This is a genomic window from Deinococcus frigens DSM 12807 (assembly GCF_000701425.1).
GTDB lineage: Bacteria > Deinococcota > Deinococci > Deinococcales > Deinococcaceae > Deinococcus > Deinococcus frigens.
Genome location: NZ_JNIW01000045.1, coordinates 15053 through 29872, shown reverse-complemented (window position 1 = coordinate 29872; position 14820 = coordinate 15053). Strand labels below are relative to the sequence as shown.

Below are 14820 nucleotides of genomic sequence, written 5' to 3'. Positions count from 1 at the left end.
CGACGCCGCCAGTCTGGAGCGCCTGATCCTGGTGCTGTCGGTGGCGACCTTGCTGCTCGTCTCCGAAGGTATCGAGGTGGTGCAGCGTGGGGATCGACGACACGTCGATCCCCACTGGCGGCGGGCGCTGAGCTACCTCAAGATCGGTCTCTGGGCGGTTCATTACGCGCTGAGCCGTGGTCAGGCAATCTTCTCTCACCTGACGCTCCAGGGCGGGCCTGACCCTGAACCACCAGGTCAGCGGAAACGCCTTCATGCCCCCCCTCAAACCACCCTTGAAGTCGGCTGGCAACTCGTTTTTCGTCCGCACTCATAAAATTTGTCAGGCCGCCAGGGGGAGCGGAACAGAAACGGCGGCATCCGTCCCCCCCTCCCCGCGCTACGCTGGCCCCCGCCATGACCACGCCGCCCCCCATCCCGCAGGAATTCCCCACCTACCGCGTTCAGGAGTTCCTGCCTTCTTTTTTGCTGGGCTGGGGCCTCGGCGCGCTGCTCACCTTCGGCATCCGCGCACTGGCCGATGCCCTGCTGACCACGCCCTGCGAGGGTCGCACGCTGCTGGCGCTCCTGGTGCCGCTGCTGCTGGGGCCGGGCGGGTTGGCCTTTACGGCGGTCAACTGGCGCAGCGCCCGGCGGGCGGCGCTGGGACTGGGGTTGGTGGTGGCCTCGCTGCTGCCCGCGCTGTACGTGGGCGCGCGCGATATTGCGGGCCTGCGCGGCAGTGGCTGCGCGGGCGGGTACATCGTCCTGGCCCCGGCGGGTGGGGAGTCCATTTCCAGCCTGACGCTGCGCGTGGGCGAATCGCGCGAGCTAACCGGGCGCATCGGCGGCTTTAACGCGAAGGACTACCCTGGAGAATTCAAACTCAGCGGCCAGGGCAGCGCCCCCGGCGTCGTCGTGACCCTGCCCAAAACCGCCGTGCGTGCCGGAGAGGTCTTTGATCTCACCATCACGGCGCTGCCGGGCGCGGGCATCAACACCTACACGGCGGGCGTGCAGGGCACCATCGTGAAAAGCGGGCGGACGGTCAGCGCCGACGGCTCGCTGGAGATCAACGTGCGGCCCGCCGAGGGGCAGTAGCGGTGAATTAACGAGGGCCGGGCGCTGGGCGTAGAAATGGTCGCTGAAAGATGGAAAAAGGGTTGTCTCCATGCCCCGCAAGCCCAGCGCCGTCCCGCAGCACAGCCCGCCTCCCGCCGCCCCGCAGGTGTTACGTTAAGCCGCGTGAACGTGACCGAGGTTTCCAGCATCGCCCTCCAGACTTTTTTGACGATGCTGGTGGTCATGGACCCGATTGGCCTCGCCCCTATTTTTATCGGCCTGGCGGGCAACCGGCCCAGCTTCGAGCGGCGCAAGGTGGCCCTAAAAGCCGCGCTGGTGGCCGGGGGCATCATCCTGGTGTTCGGGCTGGTGGGGCGCGCCCTGCTGGAAAATCTGGGCATCAGCCTCAGCGCCTTCCGGGTGGCGGGCGGCGTGCTGCTGTTTTTAATCGCGCTTGACATGGTCTTTGCCCGGCCCAGCGGCAGCAAGGAAACCGCCGAGGAAGGCCAGGAGGCCCAGGAACGCCAGGACATCTCCGTGTTTCCGCTGGCCATTCCGCTGATCGCCGGTCCCGGCACGCTGGCCTCGATCATGATTCAGGCCAACACCGCGCACGGCAACGCGCTGCTGCTGGCAGTGGTCTTTCTGGTCACCGCCTTTGTGCTGCTGCTGTGTTACCTGGCCCTGCGCCTGAGCGGCCAGATTGCCCGCGTGATCGGCGTGACCGGCGTGCATGTGGTCACGCGCGTGCTGGGCGTGTTGCTGGGCGCTCTGGCCGTGCAGTACGTGGCCGACGGCGTGCTGGAACTGCTGCGCGGCGGGCTGCGGACTGGGTGAACCGGGCTGGCGCTGTCAATGGTGAATCGTGATCTTGCCCCGTGCCTTCTGAGCCATTGCGCCTACTCCCATACCTGAACCAATAGGCGTCCAGGCACAACATTTTCCTGACCGCCAAGCCATAAAATGCGGGGCATGACAACCAAGGGCAGGGTGGAAGAACTCGGGCGACCTTCTCACGGCATCGGCGCGTCTGAGGGGCATCCTTCAGCGCGCGTGGTGCCGGACCTGAACGCGCCGCGCGTGCTGGTGCTGAATGCGTCGTATGAACCGCTGCATGTCACCAGCACCAAGCGGGCCATCACGCTGCTGCAATACGGCGTGGCCGAGGTCCTGGAGAGCAGCGGCGACGTGATCCGCTCGCCCAGCACCACCCTGACCGTCCCCAGCGTGATCCGCCTGCGCCGCTACGTGCGCCGCCCGCGCGTGCATCCGGTGCCCTTCAACCGCCGCAACGTATTGAGGCGCGACACCTTCGCGTGCCAGTACTGCGGCGCGTCCGAGGAACTGACCATGGACCATGTGATGCCCCGTTCGCGCGGCGGGCGGCACAACTGGGACAACGTGGTCACCGCCTGCCGCGCCTGCAACCAGCGCAAGGGGGACCGCACCCCCGACGAGGCTGCCATGCCGCTGCGCACGCACCCGCACGCCCCCACCTTCGGCGTCTACGCGCACGGACAGTTTGCCCACTGGCAGCCGGAGTGGGCGCAGTACATCCGCTGAGGGACTGTCAAACGGACAGACCGTCTACTAAAGGCCTAACCGCTTGAAGAAAAGGAGGCCACCCACGAGCTTGCAGGTGGCCTCTTTCTACGCCGCCGACAGCCTCACGGCGCGGCCATGCCAGGCCAGGACCGCCGTCCGCCTGAGGACCTCGGCCAGTGCCATGAACAGCAGGGCGGCAGTCCAGGCGGCGGCGCTCAGGTGATGCGCGGCGCTGAAGCGGGCGAGGGCCGGGCCGCCCCCGTGCTGGGCGAAGAATGCGGGGGCCAGCCGCGAGCCGACACCCACAATCCACAGCGCGGCGGCCAGAGCGGTGGCCTGGGCGATGACCACACCGTCCGGGCGGCGGTTCAGGCGGGTTAACGCGCCGCACAGCACGCCCAGCAGCAGGCCGGTGCCCAGACCCAGCACCGCGAAATCCATCCCCGCACCAGGCGGCGGCAGAGTGTGCAGAGACTCGGCGGCGGCCCAGCCCACCAGAGCCAGAGGCCACAGCAGGCCCAGCGTGGTCAGTGGACGGCCCCGCAGTTGCCGCACCACCAGCGCCATCAGGGCGAGGCTGATCAGAAGGTCGGTCAGGGACACTGGGAACTCCTGGAAACCGGGCGAACGTACCGGTCTGGATTTACATCTCTGAGTATATATCTTTTAAGATGTATCTTATCAAGATACAATTGGGCATGAACTCCGCCCGGCTGCATCGGCTGGCCCGCCACCTTCGCGAACTGGCGGTCCAGACCACCGCTGCCCACGATGAAACCTTGCCGTCTCTGAGTGTGCTGAACATCATGGAGGATGTGGCCCACCACCCCGAAACCCCCATCGGCGAGATCGCGCGGCGGGTGGGCCTGGCCCAGAGTCTGGTGTCTAAAACAGTGGCCGAACTGCGGGAGGCCGCCGTCCTTGTCACCCGCCCCGATCCCGCCGATGGCCGCCGGGTCCTGGTCAGCGTGAAGCCGGACACCCTGGAGGGCGTATTGCGGCAGCGCGGCAAGTTGCCTATCAGCGACACACTGGCGCAGACACACCCTCACCTCAACGCAGCGCAGCTTGGGCGCACGCAGGACTTACTTGATGAACTCGCGGAACTTTTGCTGGAACGCCCCGAAGCCTCCACACCCTAAACTGACCCCTATGAACCGCGATCAGGCTTATGCATTGATGCTGGACCACACCCCCTCGGCGTCGCTGCGGCGGCACATGTTGAACGTGGAGGCCGCCATGCGCTGGTACGCCCGCCACTGGCAGGAGGACGAGGAACACTACGCCGTGACCGGGCTGCTGCACGACTTCGACTACGAATTGCACCCTGACGAGCATCCGACCTGGGGCGTGGAATACCTGCGCGCCAACACCGACACGCCGCCCGAGGTGCTGGACGCGATCATGGGCCACGCCGCCTATACGGGTACGCCGCGCACCACCCGGCTGGCGCAGACGCTGTTCGCGGTGGACGAATTGACCGGACTGGTGCAGGCGTCGGCCCTGGTTCGCCCGGACGGCGACGTGCGGCAGGTAGAGCTGAAAAGCCTGAAAAAGAGGTTCAAGAACCGCGCCTTTGCCGCTGGTGTCAACCGCGAGGAAGTCGAGCAGGGCGCGCGGGAACTGGGTGTAGAGCTGGACGAACACATGGAAAACGTGCTGGCCGCGATGCGGGAGATGCCGGAAATCCCAGCGCAATAACATCAAAAAGCCCCCTCCGTGTGAAAAGGGCTGCCGGAGGATTTCCTCTACAGGCGCGGCGGAAAGCGCACGAAGGTCAGCCAGAAGTCCTCGAAGGCGCGGATGGCGCTCAGGAAATTCTCGAAGCCCACCGGCTTGACCATGTAACCGCTGGCGTGGCACTCATAGGAGCTGCGCACGTCCTCGTCGGCCTGGCTGGTGGTCAGCATCAGCACCGGGATGCTGACCAGGCCGGAATCGGTCTTGATCTCGCGCAGCACTTCCAGGCCGTTTTTGCGCGGCATGTTGATGTCCATTAAAATCAGATCCGGGCGCGGAGCGTCATGGTACTCACCCTCACTGCGCAGAAAGCGCAGCGCCTCCACGCCGTCACGGACCACATGCAGCCGGTTGGGGACGCGGGCTTCCTCGAAAGCTTCCAGGGTCAGCAGGATGTCGGGTTCGCTGTCCTCGACGAGCAAAATCTCGACCTGGCGCGCGCTGGGGGGATACGGGGTGGTTTCAGGCATGGGAGGGGTCCTGTCGCTGGGAGTCCTGTTGCTGGGGGTCCTGCCGCCGAGGGTCTGGCGCGGCGGGCAGGGTGAAATGGAAGGTGCTGCCGTGGTCCGGGTCAGGCAGCGGCGTGGATTCCAGCCACAGCGTGCCCCCGTGATGTTCCACAATCTTACGACAAATCGCCAGGCCCATTCCGTTCCCGGCGTAATCCTCGCGGCGGTGCAGGCGTTGAAAGATCTCGAAGACCCGTTCCTGGTACTCGTGCGCGATGCCGATGCCGTTGTCCTGTACGGTGATATAGACCATCTCGCCGTCCTGGCGCGACCCCACCCGCACCCGCGCGGGCTGCCCCGGCGCGGTGAACTTCAGGCCGTTGCCGATCAGGTTGGTCAGCAGCGGCGCGATCAGCGGGGCGTGGGCCAGCACGGTGTGGGGGGTATCCCATTCCAGCGTGGCCTGGCCGGATTCCAGGGCGGCCCCCATGCTGTGCGCGACGGCCTGCACGGCGTCGCTGAGGGCCAGTGGCGTGGGCGCGCTCCCGGCCCGGCCCACCCGCGAGAACTCCAGCAGGTCCTGGATCAAGCCGCGCATGCGGCCCGCCGCGTCCTGCATGAAGCCCAGGTACTGGTTGGCCCGCCCGTCGAGCTGCTCGCCGTAGCGCCGCGAGAGCAGTTCGGCGTAGCTGCCCAGCGTCCGTAGCGGCTCTTGCAGATCGTGGCTGGCGACGTAGGCAAACTGCTCCAGATCGGCGTTACTGCGCTCCAGATCCTCAATGGCGTCCTGCAACAGGCTCTGGGAACGCAGCCGCTCGGCGATGTCCTGCACCATCAGCACCGCGCCCGTGACCGCGCCTGTCTCCGAGAACAGCGGCGTGACCACACACGAGACCGGAACCGCGTGGCCCGTGGCGTGCCACAGCACTTCATGCTCCAGGCGGCGGTTCTGGCCGTCGCGCAGGGTCTGGTGGATGGGGCAGTCGGCCAGCGGGTACGGCGTGCCGTCAGGGTGACTGTGGTGAATCAGAGCGTGCTGCTGGCTGCCGATCAAGCGCTCGACGCTGTAACCCAGCAGCCGCGCCGCCGCCGGATTGGCAAAGGTGATGCGCCCGGAGGCGTCCAGGCCGAACACGCCTTCTCCCGCAGCAGTCAGCAGCAGCGTGGAAAAGCGGGTGACCTCGGCCAGCTCCTGGGTGCGGACCGCCACGCGGCCCTCCAGCTCGGCGTTCAGCGCCCTCAGGGCGGCTTCGGCCCCCCGCACGGCGCTGATGTCGGTGTAGCTGCCGATCCACTCGCGCACGCCGCCGTCCTCGTTTAGCACTGGGACCGCGCGGATTCGCATGGGCACATACACGCCATCATGGCGGCGCAGGCGGTGTTCAGTGTCGTAGACGCTTCCGCTTTGCAGCGCCTCACGCCAGAGCCTCGCCGATTCTATGAGGTCACCGGGATGAATCGCCTCCCCGCCCCGGCCCGCCAGATACTCCTCGGGGGACTGACCGGTAAAGGCCTCCCAATCCGGCTGCCGACCGTCAAAATGGCCCTGAGCGTCGGTGGAGAACACGATCTGCGAGGTGGCCTCCACCAGTGAGCGAAAGCGCTGTTCGCTGCGGCGCAGGTCCTCGCGGGTGCGGTGGCCCTCGGTCACGTCGGCGAAGACCGTGGTTACCTGCTGGGGGCGGTTCATGCCCGGCGCGCGGCGCGGAATGGCCGTGACCGTCAGCCAGCGCCACTCCCCTGCGGCAGGGTGAAACACGCCCATCGGCACGTCCAGCAAGGGCTGCCCGGTGTGCAGCGCCACCAGGGACGGATGGGTCTCGCCCGGAAACGCCGAGCCGTCCGGGTGGATGGCCTGCCAGCGCGGGTCCAGCGAGTCGCGCCCGGTCAGTTGCTCGGGACTGAGGCCCAAAATGGCTGGGGCCAAGGTGTTGGCGTGCAGAATGCGGCTGTCTGCCCCTTGCACGGTCATGCCCAGGCCCATGCGGTCCATGATCTCCAGCGCCACTTCCAGCGGATCGTGCGACTCACGGAAATGCAGCAGCGCCGCGCCGGGTCCGGCAGGGGTGATGGTGGCCAGCGCCGGGGCCACCGCGCCGGGCATGGTCACCGACAGGCAGGAGACCTTGCCCCGTAGGGCCTGGGCCACCGCGTCCCGCAGCTCTTGGGCGGCGGCCACCGAGAACAGCAAGGCCCAGTTCTGGGCCAGCCCGTCCACCGCCCCCAGCCGCTCACGCGCAGCGGTGTTCAGGGCGAAGTGGCCGTCCGCCCGCACCCACACCGCCGGATCGGGCAGCGCCGACAGCAATGCGGCGGCGTCTGCCCCGGCAAAGGCAGACGAATCGGCAGGAGCACTGGTCACGGCGCTCATCTCAGATTGAACAGCCTAGAGCAGCCAGCATCAAAAAAGTGTCACTGCGGGCAAAGCTCAAGGGTCGGCTGACCGCTTCGGAGCTGTCCCGGCGTCGCCCGGCGTGACAGACAACTGTGACGGTCTCGGCACCCACGGCCTTAGCCGCGCAGGGCGTAGCCCACGCCGCGCACGGTCCGCAGCAGGCCGTAGCCGTCCAGATCGCGCAGCTTGGCGCGCAGATTGGCCATATGCACGTCCACCACGTTGCTGCCCTCGGGCAGGCGGCCCTGCCAGATTTCCTGGCCGATCTCCTGGCGCGAGTAGACCCGGCCCGGCTGGCGGATCAGCAGCGCCAGGATGTCAAATTCCTTCGGCGACAGCCGCAATTCCTCGGCCTTGTAGGTCACCAGCCGTTTTTGCGGGTCCAGCGTCAGGTCACCCATGCTCAGGCTCTCGGTGGTGCGCTGACGCAGTTGCACCTTGACGCGGGCCAGCAGTTCGTCGGGGTGAAAGGGCTTGATCAGGTAGTCGTCTGCGCCCAAGCCCAGCAGCCGCACCTTCTCGTCCACGGTGTCGCGGGCGGTCAGCACGATGATCGGCACCGCACTGTTTTTGCGCAGGCGCTGAACAACGTCGCCGCCGTCGAAGTCGGGCAGGCCCAGGTCCAGCAGGATCAGCGCGGGGTGATCCTCACGTGCCTTGATCAGCCCGTTCATGGCCGAATCGGCATGCTCGACCTCGAACCCGGCGTCGGTCAGGTCCATCCTCAGGACGTTGGCGATGTCCAAGTCATCTTCGATGATCAGAATGCAGGGAGAGGTCACCCCTTCATGATACGCCTTAATCCTGTTTGAAGAGGGTTTGAACAGGTGGGGGGAGGGTGAGAGGGCGGCCAGGTCTCGTTGCGGTGATCCTGCCCACCCGGGTTTCAGCGCTGAGACCGTACAAGACTGTACAAGCCCAATTGGGGGGGAAGCCCCCCCATGCGCCGTACCCGCCGTGCTAGCCTGCGTCCATCGCGCCATGATTTCGGCCTGTAAAGGCTGGAGACGGGCGACACAACCGCAGCAGTTAAGAACCCTCTTCCTGACTGCCCCAGGCTGCGTTTTTTCGGGCCACCGCTGCATTCATTATGTTTGGCCCCGCTAAAGTGGGCCGCCCGATACGGAGTTCAATATGACCCAACCAGACGACACCAACACCCCCCACCTGGAAGTGATTCCCCTCGGTGGGATGGGCGAGATCGGCAAGAACATCACCGCCTACCGCTACGAGGACGAGATCATGGTGGTGGACGCCGGACTGGCCTTTCCCGACTCGCACCAGATGGGCATCGACCTGATCATCCCGCGCATCGATTACCTGCAACAGCACGCCGGGCTGATCAAGGGCTGGATCCTGACCCACGGCCACGAGGATCACATCGGCGGCCTGCCCTACATCCTGCCCCGACTGCCCAAGGTGCCTGTATACGGTGCGCCGCTGACGCTGGGCCTGGTGCGCGAGAAGCTGTCCGAATTTGGCATCAAGGACCACGAAACCGATCTGCGCGAGATCGACCTGAACGCCAAGTTCAAGATCGGCAAGCACTTCGGCATCGAGTACTTCCGCATGACGCACAGCATTCCCGACAACGCCGGGTACATCCTGACCACCCCTGTTGGGCGCGTGCTGCACACCGGGGATTTCAAGCTGGACGAGCATCCCGCCGACGGCCAACTGTCTGACCTGGGCAAGATCGAGCAGGCGGGCAAGGACGGCGTGCTGCTGCTGATCAGCGATTCCACCAACGCCGAGCGTCCGGGCCGCACCCCCAGCGAGGCCGAGATTGCCAGGAACCTGGAAGAGGTGATCGCCGGGTGCAAGGGCCGCGTGTTCCTGACCACCTTCGCCTCACAGGTCAACCGCATTCAGAACATCCTGAACATCGCCCACCGCCAGAGCCGCCGCGTGATCATGGAAGGCCGCAGCATGCTGAAATACGCGCAGGTGGCGCAGGCGGTGGGCCACATGAACGCCCCCGATCCCTTCCTGACCAACGATGAGGTGGCTGGCATGCAGGACCAGCAGGTGCTGTACATCTGCACCGGGTCACAGGGCCAGCCCATGAGCGTGCTGAGCCGTCTGGCCTTTGGCAACCACGCCAAGATCGCCCTGCGCCGGGGCGACAGCGTGATCCTGTCCAGCAACCCGATTCCCGGCAACGAGGAAGCGGTCAATCTGGTCATCAACCGCCTGTACGAGATCGGCGTGGACGTGTACTACCCGCCCGCCTACAAGATCCACGCCTCTGGCCACGGCAGCCAGGAAGAGCTGGCCACGGTGCTGAATCTGGCGCGCCCCAAGTTCTTCCTGCCGTGGCACGGCGAACCCCGCCACCAGATCAACCACGCCAAGCTGGCGCAGACGCTGCCGCGCCCGCCCAAGCGCACGCTGATCGCCAAGAACGGCGATGTGATCCAACTGGGCGCGGACGAGTTCAAGGTGACCGGCACCGTTCCCGCCGGGGCGGTGTACGTGGACGGCCTAGGTGTGGGCGACATTGGCGACGACGTGCTGCTGGACCGCGTGAACATGAGCCAAGAAGGAATTCTGATCATGACCGCCGTGCTGCACCCCACGCCGCATGTGGAAGTCGTCTCGCGCGGCTTCGTGCGCGCCAACCGCGATCTGGACAACCAGATTCGCAAGGTGGCCCTGGACGCCATCGAGCAGGGCATCCGCGAGAAGAAGCGCCTGGAAGACGTGCGCGACGATATGTACGGGGCTGTGAGGCGGTTTGTGCGGAAGGTGACGGGCAGGAACCCGGTGTTGATTCCGATGATTGTGGATTGAGGGCGAGGAATATTCGGGTGGGGCCAGTGTTCGTGCTGGCCTCATTCTCTTTTGGCGTGAGGCGCGTTTTGGTGGGGGCACAGAAGGTGCTGGCGGGGGTAGGGAACGATGGAACCTGGGGCCGTCAAGCCGCGAAACTCGTCATCACCCGCCAGGTACGGCGAGGGAATCAGTAGGTGGCCCAGATGTCTCCAGCGCCGAGCATGGCAAGCCTCAGCGTTCTGTAGTCCATTTCACCCCCGCATCCCCCACGTTTTCCCGCCCCATCCGCCCTATAATCGCGCATATGGGCATCATTCCTTACGTGATCGAGCAGACCGGGCGCGGCGAGCGCAGCTATGACATTTACTCGCGCCTCCTGAAGGACCGGATTATCTTCGTGGGAACGCCCGTGGAATCGCAGATGGCCAACGCCATTGTGGCGCAGTTGTTGCTGCTGGACAGCCAGAATCCCGAGCAGGAAATTCAGATGTACATCAATTGCCCCGGCGGCGAGGTCTACGCCGGGCTGGCGATCTACGACACCATGCGCTACATCAAAGCGCCGGTGTCCACCATCTGCGTGGGTATGGCGATGAGCATGGGCAGCGTGCTGCTGATGGCCGGGGACCGGGGCAAGCGCCTGGCCCTGCCCAACAGCCGGATTATGATCCATCAGGGTAGCAGCGGCTTCCGGGGCAACACGCCGGACGTGGAAGTGCAGGCCAAAGAAACCCTGAAGATGCGCGACACCCTGATCGGCCTGTACAACAAGCACACCGATCTGCCGCACGACAAGCTGCTGCGCGACATGGAGCGCGATTACTTCATGTCGGGCGAGGAGGCCAAGCAGTATGGCCTGATCGACAGCGTGATCGAGAACACCCGCCAGATCGAGGAGATGCTATGACTACCAAAGCAGGCAACGGGGACCGCTGTTCGTTCTGTGGGCGGCAACACCCCCAGATCGCGCAACTGATCGAGGCTCCGGGCCGCGCGGCGTTCATTTGCAACGAATGCACCGACCGCGCCGCCGAGTTGGTCAAGCAGAACAAGAAGGCGGGCAGCGAGTTTGTGCTGGAAGAACTGCCCAGCCCCAAGGAAATCAAGGCGTATCTGGACGAGTTCGTGATCGGCCAGGACGAGGCGAAAAAGGCGCTGGCGGTGGCGGTGGTCAGCCACTATCAACGCCTGGCGCACCCGGATGTCAACCTTCAGAAGAGCAACATTCTGCTGGTTGGCCCCACTGGAACGGGCAAGACCTTGCTGGCGCAGTCGCTGGCGGAAATGCTGGAAGTCCCGTTTGCCATCGCCGACGCCACCACGCTGACCGAGGCCGGGTACGTGGGCGACGATGTGGAGAACGTGATCGTGCGGCTTTTGCAGGCCGCCGAATACGACGTCTCCGCTGCCGAGCGCGGCATCATCTACATCGACGAGATCGACAAGATCGCCCGCAAGTCCGAGGGAACCAGCATCACCCGCGACGTGTCGGGCGAGGGCGTACAGCAGGCGCTGCTGAAGATCATCGAGGGGACCGTCGCGCAGGTGCCGCCGCAGGGGGGCCGCAAGCACCCGCAGCAGGAACTGGTGCAGGTCAACACCAAGAACATACTGTTCATCGTGGGTGGGGCCTTCGAGAGCATGTCGGAAATTGCCCGCTCCCGCACCAACGTGCGCGCGGTGGGCTTCGGCGCGGAACACAAGGGCGAGGAAAAGGCCGAGCTGCGCTTCCTGCCTGAAGATCTGGTGAAGTACGGGCTGATCCCGGAGTTCGTGGGCCGCCTGCCACTGGTGGTGCAATTGCAGGATCTGGACGAGGAAGCCCTGGTCCGTATCCTGACCGAGCCGCAGGGCGCGATCATCCGGCAGTACCAGGCGCTGTTCGGCTTTCAGGACGTGGACCTGAGCTTCACTGAATCCGCCCTGCGGGAGGTGGCCCACCGCGCCAGGGAGCGCAAGACCGGGGCGCGCGGGCTGCGGGCAGTGCTGGAAAAATCCATGACCGATCTGCTGTTCGAGCTGCCGTTCCCGGGCCTGCGCGAGCTGCGGTTTGACGGTGAGCATATAGATGCCCCACTGGAATTACTTGAGTCGAAGGGACTCAAGAAGTCTGCGTAAAAGGCAACGACGGTTACAGCGCCTCCGCGCGGTGAATCCTAGAATCCTGGGACACCTTGCGGGGGTGTCGTTTTCTAAGGTGGCCCCGCGTTAGACTGATCTATTCATCTGTCCCGCCCCGCCGGAGGCAGTTTCAAGGAGCAAAGATGATCTGGGAACTTCCCGTAGTCGCATTGAGAAACATCGTGATCCTGCCCGGCGTCACCATGAACGTGGACGTGGGCCGCCCCAAGAGCAAGCGTGCCGTCGATGAGGCGCAGGCCTCTGACCGCCGCGTGCTGCTGCTGACCCAGCGCGACGCCCGCACCGATGATCCCACCAAGGCCGAGCTGTACGACATGGGCGTGCTGGCCGTAGTCAAGCAGGTGGTCCGCATGCCCGACAACACCTATCAGGTGCTGGTGGAAGCGCAGGAGCGCGCCGGCGTGCAGGACGAGGTGAATGCCCCCTACATGCGGGTGCGTGCCGAGACCCAGCCCACCCCCGAAGACGACAGCCGCGAAGTCGTGGTCCTGACCACCGAGGTCAAATCCGCCTTCGAGGAGTACCAGCGCCAGAACAAGAACCTGCGGCTGGACAACTACCAGCTTGAGGGCATGAAGGCCCTGACCGACGGCGGCGCGCTGGCCGATCAGGTGGCCCATCACGCCACCTGGACCCCGGAGGAAAAGCAGGAAATCCTGGAAGCCGTGACCCTGCGCGCCCGTCTGGAGGCCACGCTCGAGTTCCTGACCCGCGACACCGAACGTTTCAACATGGACAAGAAGATCGCCGGACGCGTCAAGGAACAGATGGATGCCAACCAGCGCGAGTACTACCTGCGCGAGCAGATGAAGGCGATTGGCAAGGAACTCGGCGGCGGCGAGGACGGCCCGGCGGAAGTCGAGGCGCTGCGCGAAAAGATCGAGGAGGCGGGCATGCCCGAATCGGTCAAGGAAAAGGCGCTCAAGGAATTGCAGCGGCTGGAGCGCACCCCCGGAGGCAGCCCCGAAAGCACCGTCGTCCGCAACTACATCGACTGGCTGGTGGACGTGCCGTGGAGCAAGCGCGATGAAGAGGTCTTGGACATTGCCCGCACGCGGGGCATCCTCGACGATGACCACTACGCGCTGGACGACGTGAAGGACCGCATCCTGGAATTCCTGGCCGTGCGCCAACTGACCCACAAGGAAGACGAGACCGAGGAGCAGCGCAAGGAACGCACCGCCGAGGAGCGCACCGACGACGCCGAGCTGCGCGCCCCGATCCTGTGTCTGGTCGGCCCTCCCGGCGTGGGCAAGACCTCGCTGGGCAAGAGCATCGCCCGCAGCCTGAACCGCAAATTCGTCCGCATGAGCCTGGGCGGCGTGCGCGACGAGTCCGAGGTGCGCGGCCACCGCCGCACCTACATCGGCTCGATGCCGGGCCGGATCATCCAGTCGATGAAGAACGCGGGCGTCACCAACCCGGTGATCCTGCTGGACGAGATCGACAAGATGAGCAGCGACTGGCGCGGCGATCCCAGCAGCGCCATGCTGGAAGTGCTGGACCCCGAGCAGAACCACACCTTCCAGGACCACTACCTGGAAGTCCCCTACGACTTGTCGCAGGTCATGTTCATCACCACGGCCAACACCCTCCAGACCATTCCCCGCCCGCTGCTGGACCGCATGGAAATCATCCAGATTCCCGGGTATACCCAGCCGGAGAAGGTGGAGATCGCCCGGCGTTACCGCGTGCCGCGCCAGATCAAGAGCCACGGCCTCAGCGGCAAGCTGGAGATCACCGACGCTGCACTGAACCGCATTGTCGAGGAATACACCGCCGAGAGCGGCGTGCGTAACCTGGACCGCCAGATCAGCAAGCTGGCGCGCAAGGCCGCCCGCCAACTGCTGGAGAAGTCCTGGGAGGGCCTGAAGGTCATCGACGCTCCGCAGGTCTCCGATTACCTGGGGGTGCCGCTGCACCGTCCCGACAAGATGGAGAAGGAACCTCAGGTGGGCGTGGCGCAGGGCCTGGCCTGGACCAGCGTGGGCGGCACCATGCTGCTGGTGGAGGCACTGGCCACCCCCGGCACTGGCAAGATCAGCATGACCGGCAGCCTGGGTGACGTGATGAAGGAGAGCGTGGGAGCGGCAGTCGCTTACCTGCGCGCGCACGCCGCAGAGTACGGCGCGGACCCCGACTTCCACAAGACCATGGACCTGCACGTTCACTTTCCCGACGGCGCGACGCCCAAGGACGGCCCCAGCGCGGGCATCACCATTGCCACCGCCGTGATCAGCGCCATCACCGGACGCCCGGTGCGCATGGACGTGGCGATGACCGGCGAGATCAGCCTGCGCGGGCGGGTGCTGCCCATCGGCGGCCTCAAGGAAAAACTGCTGGCCGCGCACCAGGGCGGAATCCGTGAAGTCATCTTCCCTAAGGACAACGAACCCAACCTCCAGGACGTGCCCGAGAGCATTCGCGGCGACCTGAAGCTGCACCCCGCCGAGCGCGTGGGCGAGGTGCTCAAGCTGCTGCTGCTGCCCAAGCCGGAAGGCAGCCATCCCAGCATGCCGCCCAGCACAAACAAGAACCCGACCCAGCCGGGAGCGTAAGCTCAAAGAGACAGAAGCAGAAGCCGCCTCGCCGTTGGACTGGCGAGGCGGCTCTTTCATGTTGTATGGGCATCAAATGAAGTCTCGACATTCTGCATTGGGTTGCAGCCTGCTTTGTCTTCCCCTCACCTCTGCGCCGCTCCATTGCTCTGTTTCGCACCTTTGCCGGTGCCTC

At 65.4% G+C, this 14820-nt stretch carries 13 protein-coding genes and 1 pseudogene; 10 read left to right on the top strand and 4 right to left on the bottom strand.

Annotated features, from left to right (window positions below; genetic code table 11):
* The 4 genes and pseudogenes from Q322_RS23900 to Q322_RS0114335 form a co-directional block, all read left to right on the top strand.
* A pseudogene (locus Q322_RS23900) lies at positions 1-316 on the top strand (transposase); the annotation flags it as partial.
* Positions 317-396: 80 nt separating this feature from the next.
* Positions 397-1080 (top strand): hypothetical protein, encoded by a 684-nt coding sequence (locus tag Q322_RS0114345; RefSeq protein ID WP_034418673.1) that lies wholly within the window; start codon positions 397-399, stop codon positions 1078-1080.
* A 144-nt stretch (positions 1081-1224) separates the two neighbouring features.
* The gene (locus Q322_RS0114340; RefSeq protein WP_029478598.1) at positions 1225-1878 is read left to right on the top strand and encodes a MarC family protein; all 654 of its coding nucleotides are present in this window, start codon (positions 1225-1227) and stop codon (positions 1876-1878) included.
* A 249-nt stretch (positions 1879-2127) separates the two neighbouring features.
* Positions 2128-2604: an HNH endonuclease gene (locus Q322_RS0114335; protein WP_245593266.1), complete on the top strand. Its 477-nt coding sequence runs from the start codon at positions 2128-2130 to the stop codon at positions 2602-2604.
* A gap of 87 nt (positions 2605-2691) precedes the next feature.
* On the opposite strand, the gene Q322_RS0114330 is transcribed toward Q322_RS0114335, so the two are convergent.
* Positions 2692-3189 carry a hypothetical protein gene (locus Q322_RS0114330; protein ID WP_034418671.1) on the bottom strand — a complete coding sequence of 166 codons (498 nt, stop codon included), beginning with the start codon at positions 3187-3189 and terminating at the stop codon, positions 2692-2694.
* Between the two features lie 95 nt (positions 3190-3284).
* On the opposite strand from Q322_RS0114330, the gene Q322_RS0114325 reads away from it, so the two are divergent.
* Together Q322_RS0114325 and Q322_RS0114320 are read left to right on the top strand one after the other, a co-directional pair.
* Positions 3285-3728, top strand: coding sequence for a MarR family winged helix-turn-helix transcriptional regulator (locus Q322_RS0114325; RefSeq protein ID WP_162176620.1), 444 nt, complete (start codon positions 3285-3287; stop codon positions 3726-3728).
* Between the two features lie 10 nt (positions 3729-3738).
* On the top strand, positions 3739-4287 hold the full coding sequence (locus Q322_RS0114320) for an HD domain-containing protein (RefSeq protein WP_029478594.1): 549 nt from the start codon (positions 3739-3741) through the stop codon (positions 4285-4287).
* A gap of 47 nt (positions 4288-4334) precedes the next feature.
* Here Q322_RS0114320 and Q322_RS0114315 read toward each other — a convergent pair whose 3' ends face one another.
* From Q322_RS0114315 to Q322_RS0114305, 3 genes are all read right to left on the bottom strand, one after another.
* Positions 4335-4796: a response regulator gene (locus tag Q322_RS0114315; RefSeq protein ID WP_029478593.1), complete on the bottom strand. Its 462-nt coding sequence runs from the start codon at positions 4794-4796 to the stop codon at positions 4335-4337.
* Complete coding sequence (locus tag Q322_RS0114310; RefSeq protein WP_051668615.1) at positions 4789-7146, bottom strand: PAS domain-containing sensor histidine kinase; 2358 nt, start codon at positions 7144-7146, stop codon at positions 4789-4791. Before Q322_RS0114310 ends, Q322_RS0114315 begins: the two co-directional genes overlap by 8 nt.
* Before the next feature lie 140 nt (positions 7147-7286).
* Positions 7287-7952 carry a response regulator transcription factor gene (locus tag Q322_RS0114305; RefSeq protein ID WP_029478591.1) on the bottom strand — a complete coding sequence of 222 codons (666 nt, stop codon included), beginning with the start codon at positions 7950-7952 and terminating at the stop codon, positions 7287-7289.
* A 352-nt stretch (positions 7953-8304) separates the two neighbouring features.
* On the opposite strand from Q322_RS0114305, the gene Q322_RS0114300 reads away from it, so the two are divergent.
* The 4 genes from Q322_RS0114300 to lon all read left to right on the top strand — a co-directional run bounded on the left by Q322_RS0114300 (position 8305) and on the right by lon (position 14645).
* Complete coding sequence (locus Q322_RS0114300; protein ID WP_029478590.1) at positions 8305-9963, top strand: ribonuclease J; 1659 nt, start codon at positions 8305-8307, stop codon at positions 9961-9963.
* A gap of 286 nt (positions 9964-10249) precedes the next feature.
* Positions 10250-10852, top strand: a complete 603-nt coding sequence (gene clpP, locus Q322_RS0114295) for an ATP-dependent Clp protease proteolytic subunit (RefSeq protein WP_029478589.1) — start codon at positions 10250-10252, stop codon at positions 10850-10852.
* Complete coding sequence (gene clpX / locus Q322_RS0114290) at positions 10849-12063, top strand: ATP-dependent Clp protease ATP-binding subunit ClpX (protein WP_029478588.1); 1215 nt, start codon at positions 10849-10851, stop codon at positions 12061-12063. The genes clpP and clpX overlap by 4 nt, the downstream gene beginning before the upstream one ends.
* Before the next feature lie 146 nt (positions 12064-12209).
* Positions 12210-14645 carry an endopeptidase La gene (gene lon, locus Q322_RS0114285; protein WP_029478587.1) on the top strand — a complete coding sequence of 812 codons (2436 nt, stop codon included), beginning with the start codon at positions 12210-12212 and terminating at the stop codon, positions 14643-14645.
* The last annotated feature ends 175 nt before the right edge of the window (positions 14646-14820 follow it).